General features: G+C 36.9%; 17 protein-coding genes and 1 tRNA gene. 13 read left to right on the forward strand and 5 right to left on the reverse strand.

Annotation, left to right across the window (positions count from 1 at the left end; all coding sequences use genetic code 11):
- Positions 1-153: 153 nt before the first annotated feature.
- Together KKI21_00815 and KKI21_00820 are read right to left on the reverse strand one after the other, a co-directional pair.
- Entirely contained in the window at positions 154-759 is a 606-nt protein-coding gene (locus tag KKI21_00815) for a hypothetical protein (GenBank protein ID MBU4284757.1), read from the reverse strand.
- 165 nt (positions 760-924) lie between these two features.
- Positions 925-2,001: a S1 RNA-binding domain-containing protein gene (locus tag KKI21_00820; protein ID MBU4284758.1), complete on the reverse strand. Its 1,077-nt coding sequence runs from the start codon at positions 1,999-2,001 to the stop codon at positions 925-927.
- Between the two features lie 103 nt (positions 2,002-2,104).
- Here KKI21_00820 and KKI21_00825 point away from each other — a divergent pair, with 103 nt between their 5' ends.
- From KKI21_00825 to KKI21_00865, 9 genes are all read left to right on the forward strand, one after another.
- A complete protein-coding gene (locus KKI21_00825) occupies positions 2,105-2,755 on the forward strand; it encodes an MBL fold metallo-hydrolase (protein MBU4284759.1) in 651 nt (216 codons plus the stop codon).
- Entirely contained in the window at positions 2,752-3,033 is a 282-nt protein-coding gene (locus tag KKI21_00830; protein MBU4284760.1) for a hypothetical protein, read from the forward strand. Before KKI21_00825 ends, KKI21_00830 begins: the two co-directional genes overlap by 4 nt.
- Entirely contained in the window at positions 3,008-5,551 is a 2,544-nt protein-coding gene (gyrA, locus tag KKI21_00835) for a DNA gyrase subunit A (protein MBU4284761.1), read from the forward strand. The genes KKI21_00830 and gyrA overlap by 26 nt, the downstream gene beginning before the upstream one ends.
- 19 nt (positions 5,552-5,570) lie before the next feature.
- Positions 5,571-6,110, forward strand: coding sequence for a class I SAM-dependent methyltransferase (locus tag KKI21_00840; GenBank protein ID MBU4284762.1), 540 nt, complete (start codon positions 5,571-5,573; stop codon positions 6,108-6,110).
- Position 6,111: 1 nt separating this feature from the next.
- Positions 6,112-7,407 carry an extracellular solute-binding protein gene (locus KKI21_00845; protein MBU4284763.1) on the forward strand — a complete coding sequence of 432 codons (1,296 nt, stop codon included), beginning with the start codon at positions 6,112-6,114 and terminating at the stop codon, positions 7,405-7,407.
- Positions 7,408-7,433: 26 nt separating this feature from the next.
- Positions 7,434-7,844: a pilin gene (locus KKI21_00850; GenBank protein MBU4284764.1), complete on the forward strand. Its 411-nt coding sequence runs from the start codon at positions 7,434-7,436 to the stop codon at positions 7,842-7,844.
- Positions 7,845-7,869: 25 nt separating this feature from the next.
- Positions 7,870-8,217, forward strand: coding sequence for a pilin (locus KKI21_00855; protein ID MBU4284765.1), 348 nt, complete (start codon positions 7,870-7,872; stop codon positions 8,215-8,217).
- 41 nt (positions 8,218-8,258) lie between these two features.
- On the forward strand, positions 8,259-8,615 hold the full coding sequence (locus KKI21_00860) for a TrbC/VirB2 family protein (protein MBU4284766.1): 357 nt from the start codon (positions 8,259-8,261) through the stop codon (positions 8,613-8,615).
- A 100-nt stretch (positions 8,616-8,715) separates the two neighbouring features.
- Positions 8,716-8,797, forward strand: a tRNA-Leu gene (locus KKI21_00865).
- 5 nt (positions 8,798-8,802) lie between these two features.
- Here the strand turns inward: KKI21_00865 and KKI21_00870 are convergent.
- Entirely contained in the window at positions 8,803-10,452 is a 1,650-nt protein-coding gene (locus KKI21_00870; GenBank protein MBU4284767.1) for a VanW family protein, read from the reverse strand.
- A gap of 73 nt (positions 10,453-10,525) precedes the next feature.
- Here KKI21_00870 and murJ point away from each other — a divergent pair, with 73 nt between their 5' ends.
- The 4 genes from murJ to KKI21_00890 are packed head-to-tail and all read left to right on the forward strand — an operon-like array spanning position 10,526 to position 15,784.
- On the forward strand, positions 10,526-12,172 hold the full coding sequence (gene murJ, locus KKI21_00875; GenBank protein MBU4284768.1) for a murein biosynthesis integral membrane protein MurJ: 1,647 nt from the start codon (positions 10,526-10,528) through the stop codon (positions 12,170-12,172).
- Positions 12,153-13,880 (forward strand): translation elongation factor 4, encoded by a 1,728-nt coding sequence (gene lepA, locus KKI21_00880; GenBank protein ID MBU4284769.1) that lies wholly within the window; start codon positions 12,153-12,155, stop codon positions 13,878-13,880. Before murJ ends, lepA begins: the two co-directional genes overlap by 20 nt.
- Positions 13,877-14,248, forward strand: coding sequence for a septum formation initiator family protein (locus KKI21_00885; GenBank protein ID MBU4284770.1), 372 nt, complete (start codon positions 13,877-13,879; stop codon positions 14,246-14,248). The genes lepA and KKI21_00885 overlap by 4 nt, the downstream gene beginning before the upstream one ends.
- 3 nt (positions 14,249-14,251) lie before the next feature.
- Positions 14,252-15,784, forward strand: a complete 1,533-nt coding sequence (locus KKI21_00890; protein MBU4284771.1) for a glycosyltransferase family 2 protein — start codon at positions 14,252-14,254, stop codon at positions 15,782-15,784.
- On the opposite strand, the gene recG is transcribed toward KKI21_00890, so the two are convergent.
- Entirely contained in the window at positions 15,785-17,833 is a 2,049-nt protein-coding gene (gene recG / locus KKI21_00895) for an ATP-dependent DNA helicase RecG (GenBank protein ID MBU4284772.1), read from the reverse strand. It abuts the gene before it with no gap.
- Between the two features lie 316 nt (positions 17,834-18,149).
- Positions 18,150-18,293: integrase core domain-containing protein (locus KKI21_00900; protein ID MBU4284773.1), on the reverse strand; the 144-nt coding region annotated here is incomplete at its 5' end.

Raw genomic sequence — 18,293 nt, forward strand, 5'->3', positions numbered from 1 at the left:
TATTGATTTATCATGCCCCGATTGCGGTCCGATGGACATCGGACCAGTCGAAAATTCAGTATCGGGGTTCATAAATATTATCATACCATGATTTAGGAAAAATTCAAATAAAAAAGATGCCCTCCGACCGGAGTCGGAGGGCAGAGGGTTTCGTTATTGGTACAGTTCGCGGTGTCGGCGGCCATTGCCACGGTTATGGTTTTGTCGTCCGTTGACATGACCATTGGATCCTTCGTGTTTGCGAAAAGGGTCCACTTGAAGATTGGCGATTTCATTTGCCGTCTTGGGATCGATGGCCGGAGCCGTCTTCGTTTGTTGGGACAGTTTTTCGGACGCGGGCTTGGGCGTGGATTTCTTGATGAGCCGTGCGTTCTTGTCTGGATTAGTTACACGAAGGCGATAGATGCCTCTCTTTTCGTCCAGGAAGTACTCTGTTAGAAATTCAGCAGATGTTCCGTTTGACCAGAGGCGTACCTTGATTCGTTTCATGGTTTCGAATCTCCAAACGTCTGGTTCGTGCGGATACTGAGCATCGAGAACTTTTCCACTCTCATCAGTCACCGCGAATTTGGTGAACTGATTTTGCCGGAAAAGCTTGTTGTTGTGCTCAATCTTCACGCCGTTGAATAACGTGAACTGCTTGCCTTCTTTTCCAATCCATTTTTCGCAGGGCTGGGAAAATAATTTCCCGTCCCCTTTGAAAAACTTGACCACCATTCGGAACGAAACCCGGATGGAACCAAAAGTAAAAATGAACATTTTATCCTCCTTGCCTTGCTTTAAGCTAAGGACTTATACTACTATTATATACCCAAACAAAAAATCTGTCAACCCTGTAGTAGATTTTGGACTAATTAAAATTGAAATGCTCCGACCAGAGTCGGAGCAGTCCAAAATTCACTACGGGGTCAAGCCCATTATTTTTTATTCCAATATCGGCTTCAATGCCATTCTGTATTCTGACGGTTTAATGGATAAAATCTTAAAATTGTATTCTTTGTTGAGTTTTAATGTTTCCTGCATTTTAGCTTCAGTGACGAATTCGGAAATATGCGCCAAGCCCTGGATATTTTTATCTAATTTTACAAAAGCGCCAAAAGGATTGAATTTCGTAACAGTTCCTTTGACTGTTTGTCCGGTCTGGTATTTTTCTTCAACATTAGCCCATGGATTTTTTTTTAATGCCCGGGTTGATAAAGAAACTCTATCTCCATCTATTTCAATTATCTGGGCTTTAACTTTGTCGCCGACTTTGAAAATTTCATTTGGGTTATCAATAATCTGCCAGTTCATTTCGGAAATATGGATCAATCCTTCAAGTTCATCTCCGCCGTCGCCAAGGCTTTGGCGGACAGGGAATTTTATAAATGCGCCGAAATCAACAATGCCGGTGATAATCCCTTCAACTGTGTCTCCGACTTTGTATTTTTCCAGAGCAATTTTTAATTTCTTTTCTTCTGTTGCTTTTTCTGAAACAATTATTTTTTTCTCCCGCTGGTTAACATCGATTATTTTTAATTTAAGCGTCTGGCCGATCAGTTTATTCAATTCGGAAAGGATTCTTGTTTTATCTCCACCTTCAACTCTCGGATAGTGGGATGAAGACAATTGAGAAACAGGCATAAATGCCTCAATCCCATTAACTTCTATCATTAATCCGCCTTTATTTGCCTTGGTAACCATAGCATCAATAATTTCATTTTTTTCCAATTTTTCTCTTAAACCTTTCCAGGTTTTTTCTTCACCAGCCTTGAGCAGAGAAACCTCGACATAGCCATCTTCATTATCAATGGAAATAATTTTTACCATTAGAATGTCATTTAATTTAACATTTTTAAACTCGAAAGGATGCTTTTTGATTTCGCTTCCCAGAATTATCCCGTTTTTAAAATTGCCCAAATCAAGATAAATAATGCTTGGCTTTAAAGCAATAACATTACCCTCAACAACATCACCAACCTTGGGAATATTAAAAGTCTCTTGGTCAAAGAGTTTTTGCATTAATGGTGAATTTTTAACTTCTGTTTTCATATCCTAAAAGTATAAAACATGTTTATTTTTTTGGCAAGTATTCACTCCGCTTTTTTTATGCTATAATTAAAATATGAAAATTACTTGGCATGGTCAAAGCTGTTTTAAGCTTTTGGTTAAATCTAATAATGGCGGAAAAATCACCATACTTATTGACCCATTTGACAAAGAAATAGGACTGAATCCTCCGCGCGGCGGGGCTGACGTTGTTTTAATTACCCATAACCATCACGACCATAATAATCTTAAAGCCGTGAGCGGCACGCCGTTTGTGATTAGTGGTCCGGGAGAATATGATATTAAAGGAGTTCCGATTAAAGGCGTATATTCTTATCATGACAATTCCAAGGGCAGCGAAAATGGCGTGAATACAATATATGTAATTGAAGCAGAAAATATGCAGATTTGCCACTTAGGTGATTTGGGACAGAAAGAATTAACTGATGAGCAGTTGGATAAAATGGGAGAAATCGATATTTTAATGGTTCCGGTCGGCGGGACATGGACAATAGACGGAGAAGGAGCAGTTAAGATTATAAACCAGATTGAGCCGAGTATTACAATTCCAATGCATTATAAAATACCAGGTATAAATATCAAACTTGAAAAAGTTGATGATTTTTTAAAGGAAATCGGAGTCCAGCAGAAAACAGTGGATGAGCTTGATGTCAAAAAGCTTGATTTAGGAGAGGATATGAAAGTAGTGGTAATGAAACCATTATGAGCTTTATAGACAATTTGCAAAAAAAGCCAAAAAAAACCAGAGTTTTGATTGTATGGGCAGCAAGCATTTGCGTAATGATAATTATTATCATAATCTGGCTTTTTTCTTTTTCCAGCAATTTGGATACCAAAAAAATTGAACAAGGCATCGGAGATACGAAAATTCCATCTTTATTTGAAAGCATAGGCAAGGATTTTTCCCTAATTAAAGAAAAATTGGAAGCAAGTTTTAAAAATGTTAAAGACAAAATAAATGAAGGAGAAACAGGACAACAATAAATATAAAGAAAACAAAGGCAATCAGGATATAAACGAAGGTCCGAAGAAAAATATTGAATTGAAAGAAATTACCGAAGAAATGCAGGAATCCTATTTAGATTATGCCATGAGTGTTATCGTGGCTAGGGCATTGCCTGATGTACGCGATGGATTGAAACCAGTCCACCGCCGAATTTTATATGCTATGCATGATATGGGATTGTCTTCCGGCGCCAAATACAGAAAATCAGCAACAGTTGTCGGAGAAACATTGGGTAAATATCATCCGCATGGCGATATGGCTGTTTATGATTCTATGGTCAGAATGGCACAGGATTTTGCAATGAGATATCCATTGGTGGATGGCCAGGGCAATTTTGGTTCGGTTGACGGAGATAATGCTGCTGCTATGCGCTATACTGAAACTCGCTTGACCCCGATTGCTGAAGAAATGCTTAAAGACATCGAAAAAGATACTATTGATTTTGTTCCAAATTATGACAATACCCGTGTAGAGCCGAAAGTCCTGCCTTCGCGCATTCCCCAGCTTCTTTTAAATGGGACGCTGGGCATTGCTGTTGGCATGGCAACCAGTATTCCGCCTCATAATCTGACAGAAGTAATTGATGCTACAAATCATTTAATTGATAATCCAAAGGCCACTGTTGAAGATTTATTCCAGTTTATTAAGGGCCCGGATTTCCCGACTGGCGGAGAAATTTACAATAAAAAAGAAATAATTCAGGCATATGTTTTCGGTAAAGGTCCGATATTAAACAGGGCAAAAATAGATATTATTGAAGAAAAGGGCAAATTCAGAATAATTATCTCAGAATTGACTTATCAGACCAATAAATCAACATTGCTGGAAAAAATTGCTGATTTAGTAAAAGAGAAAAAACTGGAAGGCATAAGAGATATTCGTGATGAATCCGATAAAGACGGAATAAGAATTGTGATTGAATTAAAAAACGACGCTTTCCCGCAGAAAATTTTAAATAAATTATACAAATACACAGAACTCCAGAAGACCTTTCATTTGAATATGCTGGCCTTGACCGAAGGAATCCAGCCGCAAACTTTGTCATTGAAACAAGTATTGACCCAGTTTATCGAGCACCGTCAAATTGTTGTAACCAGAAGATACAAATTTGAATTGGCCAAAACAACAGAAAGAGTTCATATATTGGAAGGATTAGCTAAAGCACTGAAAAACATTGATAAAGTAATTGAGCTGATTAAAAAATCCAAGGACCGCGAAGATGCAAAACTCGGATTGATGAAAACATTCAAACTGACCGAAATTCAAGCAAATGCAATTTTGGAAATGAGGCTTCAAACACTGGCTGGGCTGGAGAGAAAGAAAATTCTTGATGAATTAGAAGAGAAATTAAAATTGATAAAAGAAATTGAAGATATCTTAGCTAATCCTAAAAAGATTTTGAAAAAAGTCAAAGATGAATTGCTGGAAATTAGGCAGAAATACGGAGACGAGAGAAAGACAAAAGTATTTACGTCAAAAGTCGGAGAATTTGCCGAAGAAGATTTAATAGCAGACCAGGAAATAATTGTTACGGTTACCAATACCGGCTATATCAAGAGAGTTGATCCCAAGTCATATCGCGCCCAGAATCGCGGGGGCAAAGGAATGATCGGCATCAAAACAAAAGAAGAAGATTTTGTCGAGCATTTCTTTGTCTGTTCAACCCATGATGATTTGCTTTTCTTCAGTAATAAAGGAAAAGTTTTTCAGAATAAGGCCTATGAGATTCCGGAAGCAACACGGGTTTCCAGAGGTAGGGCAATTGTGAATATTCTGGGGCTGTCTTCAGAAGAAAAAATCAGCGCAGTAGTGCCGCTGGAACGGGAGAAAAAAGGCACCAATGGAAATAACATCCAGTCGAAATTTTTGGCAATGGTCACAAAAAAGGGTATAATAAAAAAGACAGAGGTTGATAAGTTTAGAAATATCAGGAAAGGTGGAATGGCGGCAATTACCCTGGATAAAGGCGATGATTTGAAATGGGTGAAAATAACACATGGCGATGATGAAATAATGCTGGTGACAAAACTGGGCCAGGCAATTAAATTTTCAGAAAAAGATTTAAGACCGATGGGCAGAAATGCTATGGGCGTGAGAGGCGTAAAATTGAGAGTGATAAAATCAAAAGACAAGGAAGAATTTACAGACGCGGTTGTGGGTATGGAAATAATTACTGCTAATACAAAAAAATTAAATCCGGATATTTTAGTTGTAAGTTCTAATGGTTATGGCAAAAGAACGCCGGTTGATAATTTCAAAGTCCAGCGCCGCGGTGGTGTGGGCATAAAGGCAGCCAATACTACTGAAAAAACCGGTTCATTAATCGGAATTAGAATGATTACGCCGGAAAAAGAGGATTTAATTGTTACTTCTGAAAAAGGTAATGTAATTAGAACAAGCATCAAAAACATTTCAAAATTAGGAAGAGTAACGCAAGGTGTGAGAATTATGAAATTGGCTGATAAAGACAAAGTTGCTTCAATTGCATGCGTCTAAAATTTATAATTTAAAATTTATGACATTAGGTACTGGTGGTTTTCTTAATCCAGGGGAAACAATAAAACAACTCAATATTGCCAAAGGAATGCAGGTTGTTGATTTTGGCTGTGGAGCGGGTTATTTTGTGATTCCAATGGCTAAAATGGTTTTTGAACAAGGCAAGGTATATGCTTTAGACGTTTTGGACTCAGCTCTCGAATCTGTACGCAGCAAAGCGAAGATTGAAGGACTTTTTAATATTGTGGTCAGGCGCTGTAATTTAGAGGTTTTAAATAGTTCAGGACTGGATAATAATTCAATGGATTTAATTTTATTATCCAATATTTTATTCCAGTCAGATAATAAACCTGGTATAATAAAAGAAGCAGTCAGGGTTTTGAAAAAAAGCGGAGAATTGGCAATTATAGACTGGCGCGCAAACCAGCCATTAGGTCCGTCCAAAGAATTAATTGTGCCAATAGAAAATATTAAAAAACTGGCCGAAGAGAACGGATTGATTTTCAAAAAAGATATTTTAGTTGATAAATACCACTGGGGAATGATATTTACTAAATAAAATGGAAAAGAAACAAATTTTAATCATTGTCTGCGCAGCGATTGCGATAATAATCGTTGTGATTATTTTTGGACTGATGAGTAGGGAGAAATGCAAGCCAGCAAATTTGGAAATGTGGGGGGTTTATGATGAATCAGAGATTTACAACGAGTTTATTGACGAGTATAAAAAAACAGCCGAATGTCAGGTAACAATTATTTATAAAAAGAAATCTTTCGAGACTTATGAGAAAGAATTAGTTGACGCTTTTGCTGTTGACCAAGGTCCGGATATTTGGCTGATACATAATACGTGGCTGGCCAAACACAAAGAAAAAATAAAGGAAATGCCGGAAGATCTTTTATTACTTGCTGATTTCAGGAAAATATTTGTTGAAGTTGCTGAACACGATTTGGTTGACAGTGGGAAAATTTACGGATTGCCATTGTATATTGATACTTTGGCTTTATTTTATAACAAAAACTATTTCAACAGCGCCGGCATTTCCAGTCCGCCGGAAACATGGGAAGAGTTGATTGAGGATTTAGACAAACTAACAACAAAAAACCAATGGGGAGGAATAGAGCGCGCGGGCGCGGCCATTGGCACAGCTGAAAATATAAACCGGGCAACTGATATTCTGTCGCTTTTGATGCTACAGAATGGCACACAAATGGTGAGCGAAGACAAAAAAACAAGCACCATTAATAAAGGCGTAATATTGAAAGACGAAACCTATTATCCAGGCAAAGATGCTTTGCGTTTTTATACGGATTTTTCAAATCCGAGCAAAAGAAATTATACTTGGAACAGGCAGGTGCCTTATTCAATAGATGCTTTTGCTGATGGAAAATCTGCAATGATGTTCGGTTATGCTTATCATATCCAGAACATTGCCTCAAAAGCTCCTTATTTGAATTACGGCATTGCCACAATGCCTCAGATTAAAGACCGCGAATTTGATATAAATTATGCCAATTACTGGGCTTATACAGTTTCTAAAAAAACAAAATCCCCAGAAGAGGCCTGGAAATTTTTGCTCTATTTAACCCAAAAGGAAATTAATAAACGCTATACGCAGAAAACAGGTAGGCCAACTAGCAGAAGGGACTTGATTGATTGGCAAAAAGGCGATAATCTTAATTTAGCGGTCTTTGTTGGTCAAAGTTTGACTGCACGTAGCTGGTACCAGATTGATCCGCCAGTAATAGAGAAGATTTTCTCTGACGCCATTGAGTCAGTTGTGCTTGGTAGCGCCAATATAGAAAAAGCTATTGAAATTGCCAATGACCAAATAAATTTATTAATGAAAGATTAATTATAAAGGTTCAGGGTAACAAAAATATGAAACAGAACCAAAACAAGAAACCCGCCGCAAGCCCTGCAAGCAGGCGGGCCCGCCTAAATGCGCAAAGCGCTTTTGGCGGGAAATTATTGCCTATTATAACAATTTGTATTATGGCCTTGATAGCCGGTTCCTTGGTTGTCAATGCTGTGGTTATTGAAAATCCATTGAAATATGATGATATCGGAAAGATAATAAGTGCTATAGGAGGTTTATTAAAGGTTCTGGCTATTGGTATAGGAACAATTATGATTATAATTGCTGGAATTCAGTATATGACTTCAGCCGGAAATGAAGAAAGAGCGGCAAAAGCCAAAAAAACCATTCTTTACACGCTTATTGGCGTAGCAATTGTAGTGGCAGTAGATTTTATTATTGGACTTATTGGAGAAATTGTAGGGAAAAAATAAATAATTAATAATTTATTTGATTAATATGAAATATTTAATTCCGGTTCTTGCAACAATTTTTGTGCTTTTTCCCGTAATCGCCCATGCTAGCATAATTCTTATCAGATGTGGTAGCTTGCCAGAATATACCTCAAAATTATGCTATTTATTGGAGGATATCCAAAAAATATTATACGGACTTTCTTTGGGAATAGCGGTAATCGTTATTATTGTCGGAGGTGTTACTTATATGACGGCTGGCAATGATGAAGAGAAGACAAAAAGAGCAAAAAAGATTATAACTAATGGTGTTATCGGTTTTGCTATAGTATTAGCCTTTTCTTTTATCTTGGGGATGGTGATGGAAATAATAGAAAATAGTCTTGGCGTATAATTCTTAAAGGTCGGAAGATAAATATAGTAATTAAAATATATATGAAAAAACTTTTACCAGTTGTCCTATTGTCTTTAATGGTTTTACCATTATTTGCCAGCGCTGCGGCTGTAAATCCAGAGATTGCTATCTGTAATATTTTGAACAAAATTAAGGTTGTCATTGCGGCATTGGGTTTTGGTTTAGCGGTGATTTTCCTGATTATAGGCGGTATTCAATATATGACTGCAGGAGGTGATGATGAAAAAGCAAGCAAAGCGAAAAAATTGATTATCAATGCTATAATTGGCATTGCCATAATTTTTGCTGCGACCTTTATACTTAGTTTGGTTGAAGGATTATTGATTGGTGGTGGTATTACACCTAATCCTTTTGGCAATCCTTGCGGCAGTTATTAATTGCAAAGATTTAAATTCTGACGAGCTTCGAAGCTTCGCCACACTCTTTGAGAGTGTGGCGATTGATTTTTAGGATAATTTGGGATAAGATTTAATTGTTGTTCGGGTGGCGGAACTGGCAGACGCGTTAGCCTTAGGAGCTAATGGGGAAACCCGTGGGAGTTCGACTCTCCCCCCGAACACTTTTTTATTCCAGAGGAGTTTTTTCTTCCGGATACAAAGAAGGCGATTTGTAATCTGAAAGAAATGTTTTATTGATGATGATATTTCCGTTTTTATCAAAAACTTTTTGGATTAGTTTTGCTTTCATTGAACCATCGGGCTGGATATCGTATTGTTCCGGCCCAATAACTTCAACTTTTCTCTGGTCATTAGTTCCATAAAATTCAAAAATTAATTCCTTGCCAACAAGTTTTGTCTGAATAAGAATGTAGCCAGGAGTGTTGTTTATAAATTTTAAATCAGGCATAGGAGGATAGATAGTGGCATCGAATCCTTGTGGATTATAGTATTTAACCGGAAAAGCGTGCGGATAACGCTGGGTAATTTCTAGTCCAGCAAATATCGCAGCTCTGAACGTTGTAGTAGAAACCTGGCAAAGCCCGCCCCCGTATTCCGGGACCATTTTATCTTTTTTAATCACTAACCCTGGTTTATATCCTTGTTCCGGACCAACATCGCCTAGCAGATTATTGAAAGAAAATTCTTCATTTGGTTTTAGCAGAATACCATTGAATATTGCTGCGCCTATTCTTATATTGGCAATTCTATCAGCTGACGAGCCGGCGAAATTCGAAACACCTTTTGACAAAAGCGAAGTAATACCAAAATTATCAATATCTTTAGTACTGATTTTCGGTTTTGTATCGCTAGTTTTAAGAGTAATTTCTTTTTGGTTGTTTAGAATTCCGCTTTTAAGAATATCAATATTGTCATTAATATCTAAACTTATTCCTTTCTGCGACAAAGCAAAATTAGTGACCTTATTATTAACAACAGTTAATTGCGCATCTACTGGTTTCTGAACAACTAAATGGGAGAGAAATACAATATAATTCTTGATTTTTTCACTACTAAGCGTTGGTATAGGATCCATTAATTCCAAAAGGTTATCTTGATTTATTTCATCTATTTGTTTGTCTCCCACGATTATTTTAATCGGGGCGCTTTCTAGGATTCTTCCTGCTTCTGGTATAAGTTTTTCTGCTTCAGATTCGATTATTTTTGGTTTATCATCAGATAAAGATAATTTAATGTCTTTTGTCTGGAAAACATTTATAACACTTGCCAAATCGTTTTTAAATTTTTCTTTGTTTATGATAATTCCTGATTTACTCGGCACAACAACAAATCCTTCTGTCTGTTTATTGTAGGCGAGAATAGAATTTTTCGCTGGTTGGTGAATTGTGTACAAATTCTCTCTGAAGAATTTTTCCAGTTTATCTTCATCTAATTTCCAAATTGGCTTTAAGGTGTAGCTGAAAAGAGATTTTATTTGCCACCATCTATTTGATAAGAACTCATTTTTCTTATGGCCGAGTTCATAAGCCAGGTTTACGGTTCTAATAATATCAACTTCTATTCCTAGACTTTTTAAATTGACTGTCCAAAGATAATTTTCATAGAGTAAATTAAAATCTTTCTTGATGAGTTGCTGGTAATTGGCTTCTATTTTATCGAGGGCTTCTTCCATGGATAGTCCGCTTATTGATATATCGGCTATTTTCATGCCTTGATTTATTTTATTAGTATTAGCGATATCTAGGACAATAAAAAAAATAATAGCGATTAGTAAAATCACTGCCAAAATCAATAAATTGCGGGGGATTTTCTTCATACTATTTATATCATAACTCATTTTAGTTATTTGGCAAACCTCTTCTATTTTGCTACAATAAAAACAAATCAGCATGGTTGGCAGAATTTTGAACCACAAATCAAAAACGGTTTTTTCAGCTACGCTTGTTTTAGCAACAACGGCTTTATTGAGCCGTATTTTAGGTCTGTTCAGAGACAGATTACTGGCTGGAAGATTCGGAGCAGGAGATGAATTAGATATCTATTTTACTGCATTTCGTTTGCCTGATTTGATTTACAGTATTTTAATTATGGGTGCGATTTCCTCGGCTTTTATTCCTATTTTTGCTCAGTATTTTAAAAAAGATGATAAGGAGGCCTGGCATTTGGCCAGCGGCCTTTTTAATTTAGTTCTGTTGATTCTAATAGTTTTATCCGGATTGCTTATTTTATTAGCTCCTTGGGTGATTTCAGTTATTGCTCCGGGATTTTCCGGAGCGAAAAGAGAAATGACTGTTATGTTGACCAGGATTATGTTTCTCAGTCCGTTATTTTTAGGCATGAGCAGTATTTTAAGCGGTGTTTTGCAGTATTTCCACCGCTTTTTTGTTTATTCTCTGGCCCCAATATTTTATAATCTGGGAATTATTTTTGGCATAGTTTTCCTTGTTCCCAAAATGGGCTTGGTCGGGTTGGCTTGGGGAGTAGCGCTTGGCGCATTCTTACATTTTTTAATTCAGGTGCCGAGCGCAATCTATTCGGGATTTAGGTTTAAATTTATTTTAAGCTTTCATCAAGGCATTAAAAAAATAATTAAATTAACCATTCCCAGAATAATTGGCTTAGCCGGATCACAGATTAACTATGTCGTGATTACGGCTATTGCTTCGAGTTTGGCAGTAGGCAGTATCGCGATTTTCAATTTGGCCAATAATTTGCAGTATGTGCCAATAGGCATTATCGGAATTTCTTTTGCTATGGCTGTTTTCCCGCGGTTAGCCGAGTCCTCTGTTGAAGAAAATAAAGAAAAATTTTCAAAAGATTTTTCCTCGTCTTTTAGCCAGATTCTTTATTTGGTTTTGCCGATCACAGCTGTGTTTTTCATATTAAGAGCCCAGATTATCAGATTGATTTTAGGCACTGGCCAGTTTGGCTGGGTTGATACGAGATTGACTGCCGCAGCTTTGGGTATTTTCGCGTTTAGTGTTTTTGCCCAGAGCCTGATTCCTTTAATCTCTCGGGCATTTTATTCTCTTAACGATACTAGGACTCCGGTTTCAATCAGCTTAATCAGTATTGGCTTAAATATTGTCCTAAGCTTTGGTTTTGTTTGGATTCTGAATAACGACAACTCATTTTCTCAACTGTTTTCAGATATTTTTAGATTAGGCGGCATCAAAAAATTCGCTGTTTTAGGATTGCCTTTGGCATTTTCTTTATCCAATATTTTTAACTTCGCTATTTTAATGAAATTTTTCAATAAAAAATCAAAAGGATGGAATGTCCAATATGTTTTAAATTCGGTTTACAAAATTATAATCTCCTGTATCTTAATGGTGATAGTGATTTACGGATGTCTTCATATTCTTGATTTATTTTTTGACACGCAGACTTTTTTCGGCTTATTCCTGCAAACAGCAATTTCTGCGTTGGTTGGCGCAGGAGTATATTTTGCGATTTCCTGGACGTATAAATTGCCGGAACCAATATCATTTATGAAAAGAATCTTTAGGAAAGGTTATGACACAGAACAATATTAGAAATTTTGTAATTATGGCGCATATTGACCACGGCAAGTCAACTTTAGCTGACCGGTTTTTAGAAATTACCAAAACAGTTGATTCAAGGAAGATGCAGCCGCAATTTTTGGACAGGATGGCGATTGAAAGAGAAAGAGGAATTACGATAAAAATGCAGCCGGTAAAAATGATTTGGAAAGAATATATTTTAAATCTAATTGATACACCAGGTCATGTTGATTTTTCTTACGAAGTTTCCAGGAGTTTGGCAGCTGTTGAAGGGGCAATACTTTTAGTTGATGCGACTCAAGGCGTTCAGGCGCAGACATTAACCAATTTAGAATTCGCCAAGAAAGAAAATCTAATTATAATTCCGGCAATTAACAAAATCGATTTACCGACTGCCAATATTGAACAATCAATTAAGGAGATTGAAAAGCTTTTAAATGTTAAAAAGGAAGATATAATTTTAATTTCAGCCAAGACCGGAGAAAATGTAGAAAAACTTTTGGAAAGAGTGGTTGAAAAAGTACCAGCACCCATTGATTCGCCAGATAAAAACCTGCGAGCTCTTATCTTTGATTCTGACTATGATGTTTATAAAGGCGTTGTTGCCTATGTGAGGATTTTTAACGGGCAAATAAAAAAAGGGAATAAAACTTATTTGATGCAGGCAAAAGCAAATGCTGAAGCGCTGGAATTGGGATACTTTCACCCTGAGCTTGTCGAGGGAAAAGAATTAAAATCAGGAGAAATCGGCTATATCGCAACAGGGTTAAAAGAAATAGACAAATGCAGGGTCGGAGATACTATAACCTTACAGGCATCAAATTATAATTTAGAATCGCTTAAAGGGTATAAAGAGCCCCAGCCGGTTGTCTTTGCCAGTTTTTATCCGATTGATTCTGATGATTACGATTTATTAAATGATGGTTTGAGAAAATTAAAATTAAATGATGCCTCTCTGTCTTTTAATCCTGAATCCTCCGGCGCATTGGGACGCGGATTCAGGTGCGGTTTTTTAGGAATGCTCCATTTGGAAATTGTTTCTGAAAGATTGAAAAGAGATTATGGGTTGGACTTGATTACTACTTCCCCGAGCGTTGTTTACAGGAAAGATAAAGACAATAAAATCGAAGAACCAGTTATGGATATGGAAATTATTGTTTTCCATCAGTATTTGGGCGCAATTAATAAATTATTAAGTAATTTTCCCGGAGAATTCAAGGATACTACTTGGCTGACCGATGAAAAAATTATCATTAAATTTGAAGCGCCCCTGGACATTGTTCTTCATGGATTTTATGATAAACTTAAAACCGTGAGTTCGGGCTATGCCTCAATGTCATACCAGATTAAAGATTATAAACCAGCTGATTTAATAAAACTTGATATATTGATTGATAAGGAAAACATTGAGGCATTTTCCAAAATAGTCAGGCGTAGCGAAGCATACAGAGAAGGCAAGAGATTGGTTGAACTATTAAAGGAAATCCTGCCTTATTATCAGTGGTCAGTGCCGATTCAGGCAGTAGTTGGCGGAAAAATCGTTGCAAGGGAAACAAAGAGAGCGATGCGCAAAGATGTGACGGGCTATTTGTATGGCGGCGATTATTCCAGAAAAAGAAAGCTTCTGGAAAAACAGAAAAAAGGCAAGAAAAAAATGGCGCAATTCGGTAGAATTACCATTCCCTCAGAAGTATTTTTAAAAATATTAAAAGCAAAATGAAAAATAATTTTTCCAATTCCAAATATTTTAGTTTGGTATTGACAGTCATTCTTATTCTTGTGGTGATTGCTCTTGGTAGGGAGAGTTATCGCTATTTTAAAATCAGCCAAGAAATCAGGGACTTGGAGAAGCAAATCGAAGAATTTAAAAAAGATAATGAAGAATTGTCGAAAATGAAGGATTATTTCCAGTCAAAAGAATTTTTGCAGGATGAAGCAAGGGGAAAATTGAACTTGGTAAAAAAAGGGGAGAAGTTGATTATCGTTTCAAATGAAGGTGATTTACAAGAAGAGATTAAACTGGAAGAAAAAGAAAACAAAACTTCTAATATTAAGCTTTGGCTGGAATATTTTTTCGGAAATAATTAATTTATGAAAGAATATATCAAAATTGGTTTTGCGCGAGATTTAAAAACTCCCAAAGACAAGAGATTATTTCGTTTTCTGGAAATATTGCCGGGAGCTTTGAGCTGGGGCACTCTTCTCTTGATGATTTTTCTTTCCTGGGAAAAGCCGGTTTGGGTGGCGTTTTTTATTATTGCTTTTGATATTTATTGGATTTTAAAATTAATTTTTCTTGCTTTCCACCAACAGTTTACTTATAGAAGGATGAAAGAAAATTTAAAAATCGACTGGCTGCAAAAACTGAATGAACTGCCAATCAAAAATTGGTCAGGAATTTACCATTTAATTATTCTCCCCTTTTACGAAGAGGAATTAAAGGTTGTTCAATCGACATTTAGAGCACTGGTCAGTTCAAAATATCCTTTTGATAAATTTATTATTGTTTTAGGTGTTGAAGAAAGGGCTGGCGAGCAGGCATTGAAGACCGCTGAAGAGATAAAAAAAGAATTCGGCGACAAATTTTTTAAATTCTTGATTACTATCCATCCCGATGGAATTGAAGGCGAATTAAAAGGAAAGGGTGCTAATGAAACTTGGGCAGCAAGGCAGGCAAAGGAAATGATTGACGAGTTGAAAATTCCCTATGAAAACGTGATTGTTTCTTCTTTTGACATTGATACCCAGGTTTATCCGTATTATTGGGCGCGATTAACCCATGCTTATTTGTCTTGTCCTGACCCGCTCCATTCCAGTTTTCAGCCGGTTCCGATGTATAACAATAATATTTGGGATGCCCCGGCAATTTCCCGGGTTATTGCCATGGGTGCGACCTTTTGGCACATGGTCCAGCAGGAAAGGTCAGAGAGAATGTCTACTTTCTCCTCCCATTCAATGGGCTTTAAGGCTTTAGTGGAAATGGATTTCTGGACAACCAAGAATGTTTCTGAGGATTCCAGGATTTATTGGCAGTCGCTTCTGTTTTATGATGGCCATTACTACAATGTTCCCTTATATTATCCGCTTTCTATGGATGCCAATCTGGCGGGTACTTTCTGGCAGACAGTCAAAAATGTTTTTAAACAGCAGACTCGCTGGAGCTGGGGAGTAGAAAATGTTCCTTACTTCACTTTCGGCTGTATAAAAAATAAGGCCATGGCCTTGAGGAAAAAGATTTACCATATGTTTTATCATTGGGAAGCATTCTGGTCTTGGGCAACAAATTCTCTGCTGATTTTTATGCTGGGCTGGCTGCCGTTGATTTTGGGCGGGGAAGCGTTTAATAGGACTTTAATTTCATATAATCTGCCGCGCTTGACTCGTTCGCTGATGACTGTAGCTATGTTAGGTTTATTCCTTTCGGCATTTTATACTTTGAAACTTTTGCCGCCGAGACCGGAAAAATACAAATCCCGAAAATATATTTGGATGATTATTCAGTGGATTTTGGTGCCGATTGCCACAATTATTTTTGGCTCTATTCCCGCGCTTATTTCCCAAACCCGTTTAATGTTCGGCAAATATATGGGATTTTGGGTGACTGAGAAAAAGCGAAAGGAATAATTATTCCAAATGGATTGTTTTTTTGAATTCGGAAAGTTTTTCTGCGAGTAATGGATAAGACCTTAAATTAAGGTCTTTTTTTAATAATTCAAATGCTTCGTGCCGAGTTGATTTTATCAGTTCTAAATTTTTTAAATTTGCCATTACCAGATCCGGCAGGCCCGATTGCGCTATTCCGTAAAACTGTCCTGGCCCCCTGATTTCCATATCTTTTTCAGCCAGTTCAAATCCATTATCGCATTTTTGCAGGGCGCGCAAGCGCGCAGTTGTTTCGCCGGATGTGCTGAATAACAAACAATAGGATTGATATTCGTCTCTGCCGACTCTGCCTCTGAATTGGTGTAATTGCGCCAAGCCGAATCTGTCAGCCCCTTCAATCATCATGATTGTTGCATTTGGAATATCAATTCCTACTTCAATTACTGATGTAGAAACCAAGACATCGATTTTGTTGTTCCGGAAATCCGTCATAATGCGTTTTTTTTCTTTTGTTTTAATTCTTCCGTGAATCATATCAATTTTTAAATCAGGGAATATTTTTTCAGAAAGTTTTTCGTATTCTTCTTTGACTGCTTTTGCTTCAGCCCAGAGGATATTTTGAGAACTTGCCCCGAGCGATGTCGAGGGGTCTATTCTTGGACAGATTACAAAGCATTGTCGACCATTTTTCACTTCCCTTCTGATAAATTCATAAGCTTGCTCTCTTTTATCTGGTGGAACAATTTTGGTAATGATTTTCTTTCTGTTTTTAGGCATTTCATCTAAAATAGAAATATCTAAATCCCCATAAATGGTTAAAGCTAATGTGCGGGGAATCGGAGTAGCAGTCATTGATAGTAAATGAGGGACATAATTATTATTTCGCAATAATACAGCGCGCTGTTCAACTCCGAATCTGTGTTGTTCATCAACAATTACTAATGCCAAATTATTGAATTTTATAGATTTTTGGATGAGTGCGTGCGTGCCGATAAAAATTTTTGTCTTTTTGGAAACTTTTTTCTCGCTTCCGGTTAAAAGCCCGATTTCTATGTCAAATCCAGTTAGTAATTTTTTAATTTCTTTAAAATGCTGCTGGGCTAAAATTTCTGTTGGCGCCATAAAAGCGACTTGGAAACCCGCTTTGGCAACTTCCAAACCAGCCATTGCGGCAACCACTGTTTTTCCGGACCCGACATCGCCCTGCAACAATCTGTTCATTGGGTGGGATTTCTTTAAATCCAGAATTATTTCCCAGGCAGTTTTTTTCTGGGCATTGGTCAATTCAAATGGCAGTTTTTTCACGAATGCCTGGATTAAGTCCTTGTTAAAGGAAATTTTAAGGGTATTTTCTTGCTGTAATTTCTTTTTTTGTTTCAAAACGAATAATTGCAGTAAAAATAATTCTTCAAAAATAAATCTTCGGCGCGCCTCATCAGCAGATTTCAGATTTTTAGGGAAATGGATATTTTTGATTGCTGTTTGAAGATTCGGCAGATTATATTTTTTCAGAATTTCATAAGGCAGGAATTCTTTAATTTGGATAATTGTTGGCAAAACCAGCTTGATATAATATCTTAAAAATCTTGAACTTAGGCCGATTGTTTCCGGATAAATCGGCACAAGTCCTGCTGTGTGGGTGGTGGTTTTTCCGAGCAATAATAATTCATAGCTTGGATTTGATAAATATAGGCCTTTTGGCCCCATTGAGTATTTTCCGGACAAACTCACCCTTTTCCCTTCTTTCAAATTTTTGATTAAAAATGGCTGGTTGAACCAAATTACTTTTACAGAAGCAGTTGGGTCTTTGACTAATGCTTCGGTTAAGGACATCCTTCTTTTGAATGTGTGGATGTTGTCGATTTTTAAAATTTCTCCTTGAATCGTGGCAACTTCATTCAGTTTTAATTTATCCATAGTGATAATTTTTGAAAAATCATCATATCTGTTCGGAAAATGATAAATTAAATCCCGGACTGTATTCAGCCCGAGTTTGTGGAACTTTTTCAAATATCTTTCATTAATTCTCGGTAGTTTTGCAATTGGGGTATCAAGAGAATATTTAGTCATAGAGTTTATTTTATCATAAAAAAAGTCCCCCAGACACCGAAGTGTCTGGAGGGAATGAAAAAGAGCGGGAACGGACGGCTGGTTCATGTTTGTTTTTTGTGGACGGCGCACCTATAGAGTACGACTCCGCAAATCGTCCAGGTAAAGAAGTGGACTACTTGTGCCAATGGCTTGACGTTTTCTGCAAATTTTACATTGAACATTTTGTCTATAACTCCAGCCAAAACACCCAAAATAATAGCCACTGAAAAAAATTTTGCAAGTTTCATTTTATCCTCCTTTTTACATTATATCATATCTATTTAATTTGTCAAGTTTATGTACAAGATGACCACATAGGTGACACTTTTGAGATTTCAATGGGCGTGCGATAACCCAACGCTTGATGAGGTCTGTGAAAGTTGTATTCAATCAGCCATTCCGTAAGGTTTTTGTTAAATAAATCCGTATTTGAAGTAAA

This window comes from Patescibacteria group bacterium (assembly GCA_018897295.1).
Lineage (GTDB): Bacteria > Patescibacteriota > Minisyncoccia > RBG-13-40-8-A > RBG-13-40-8-A > JAHILA01.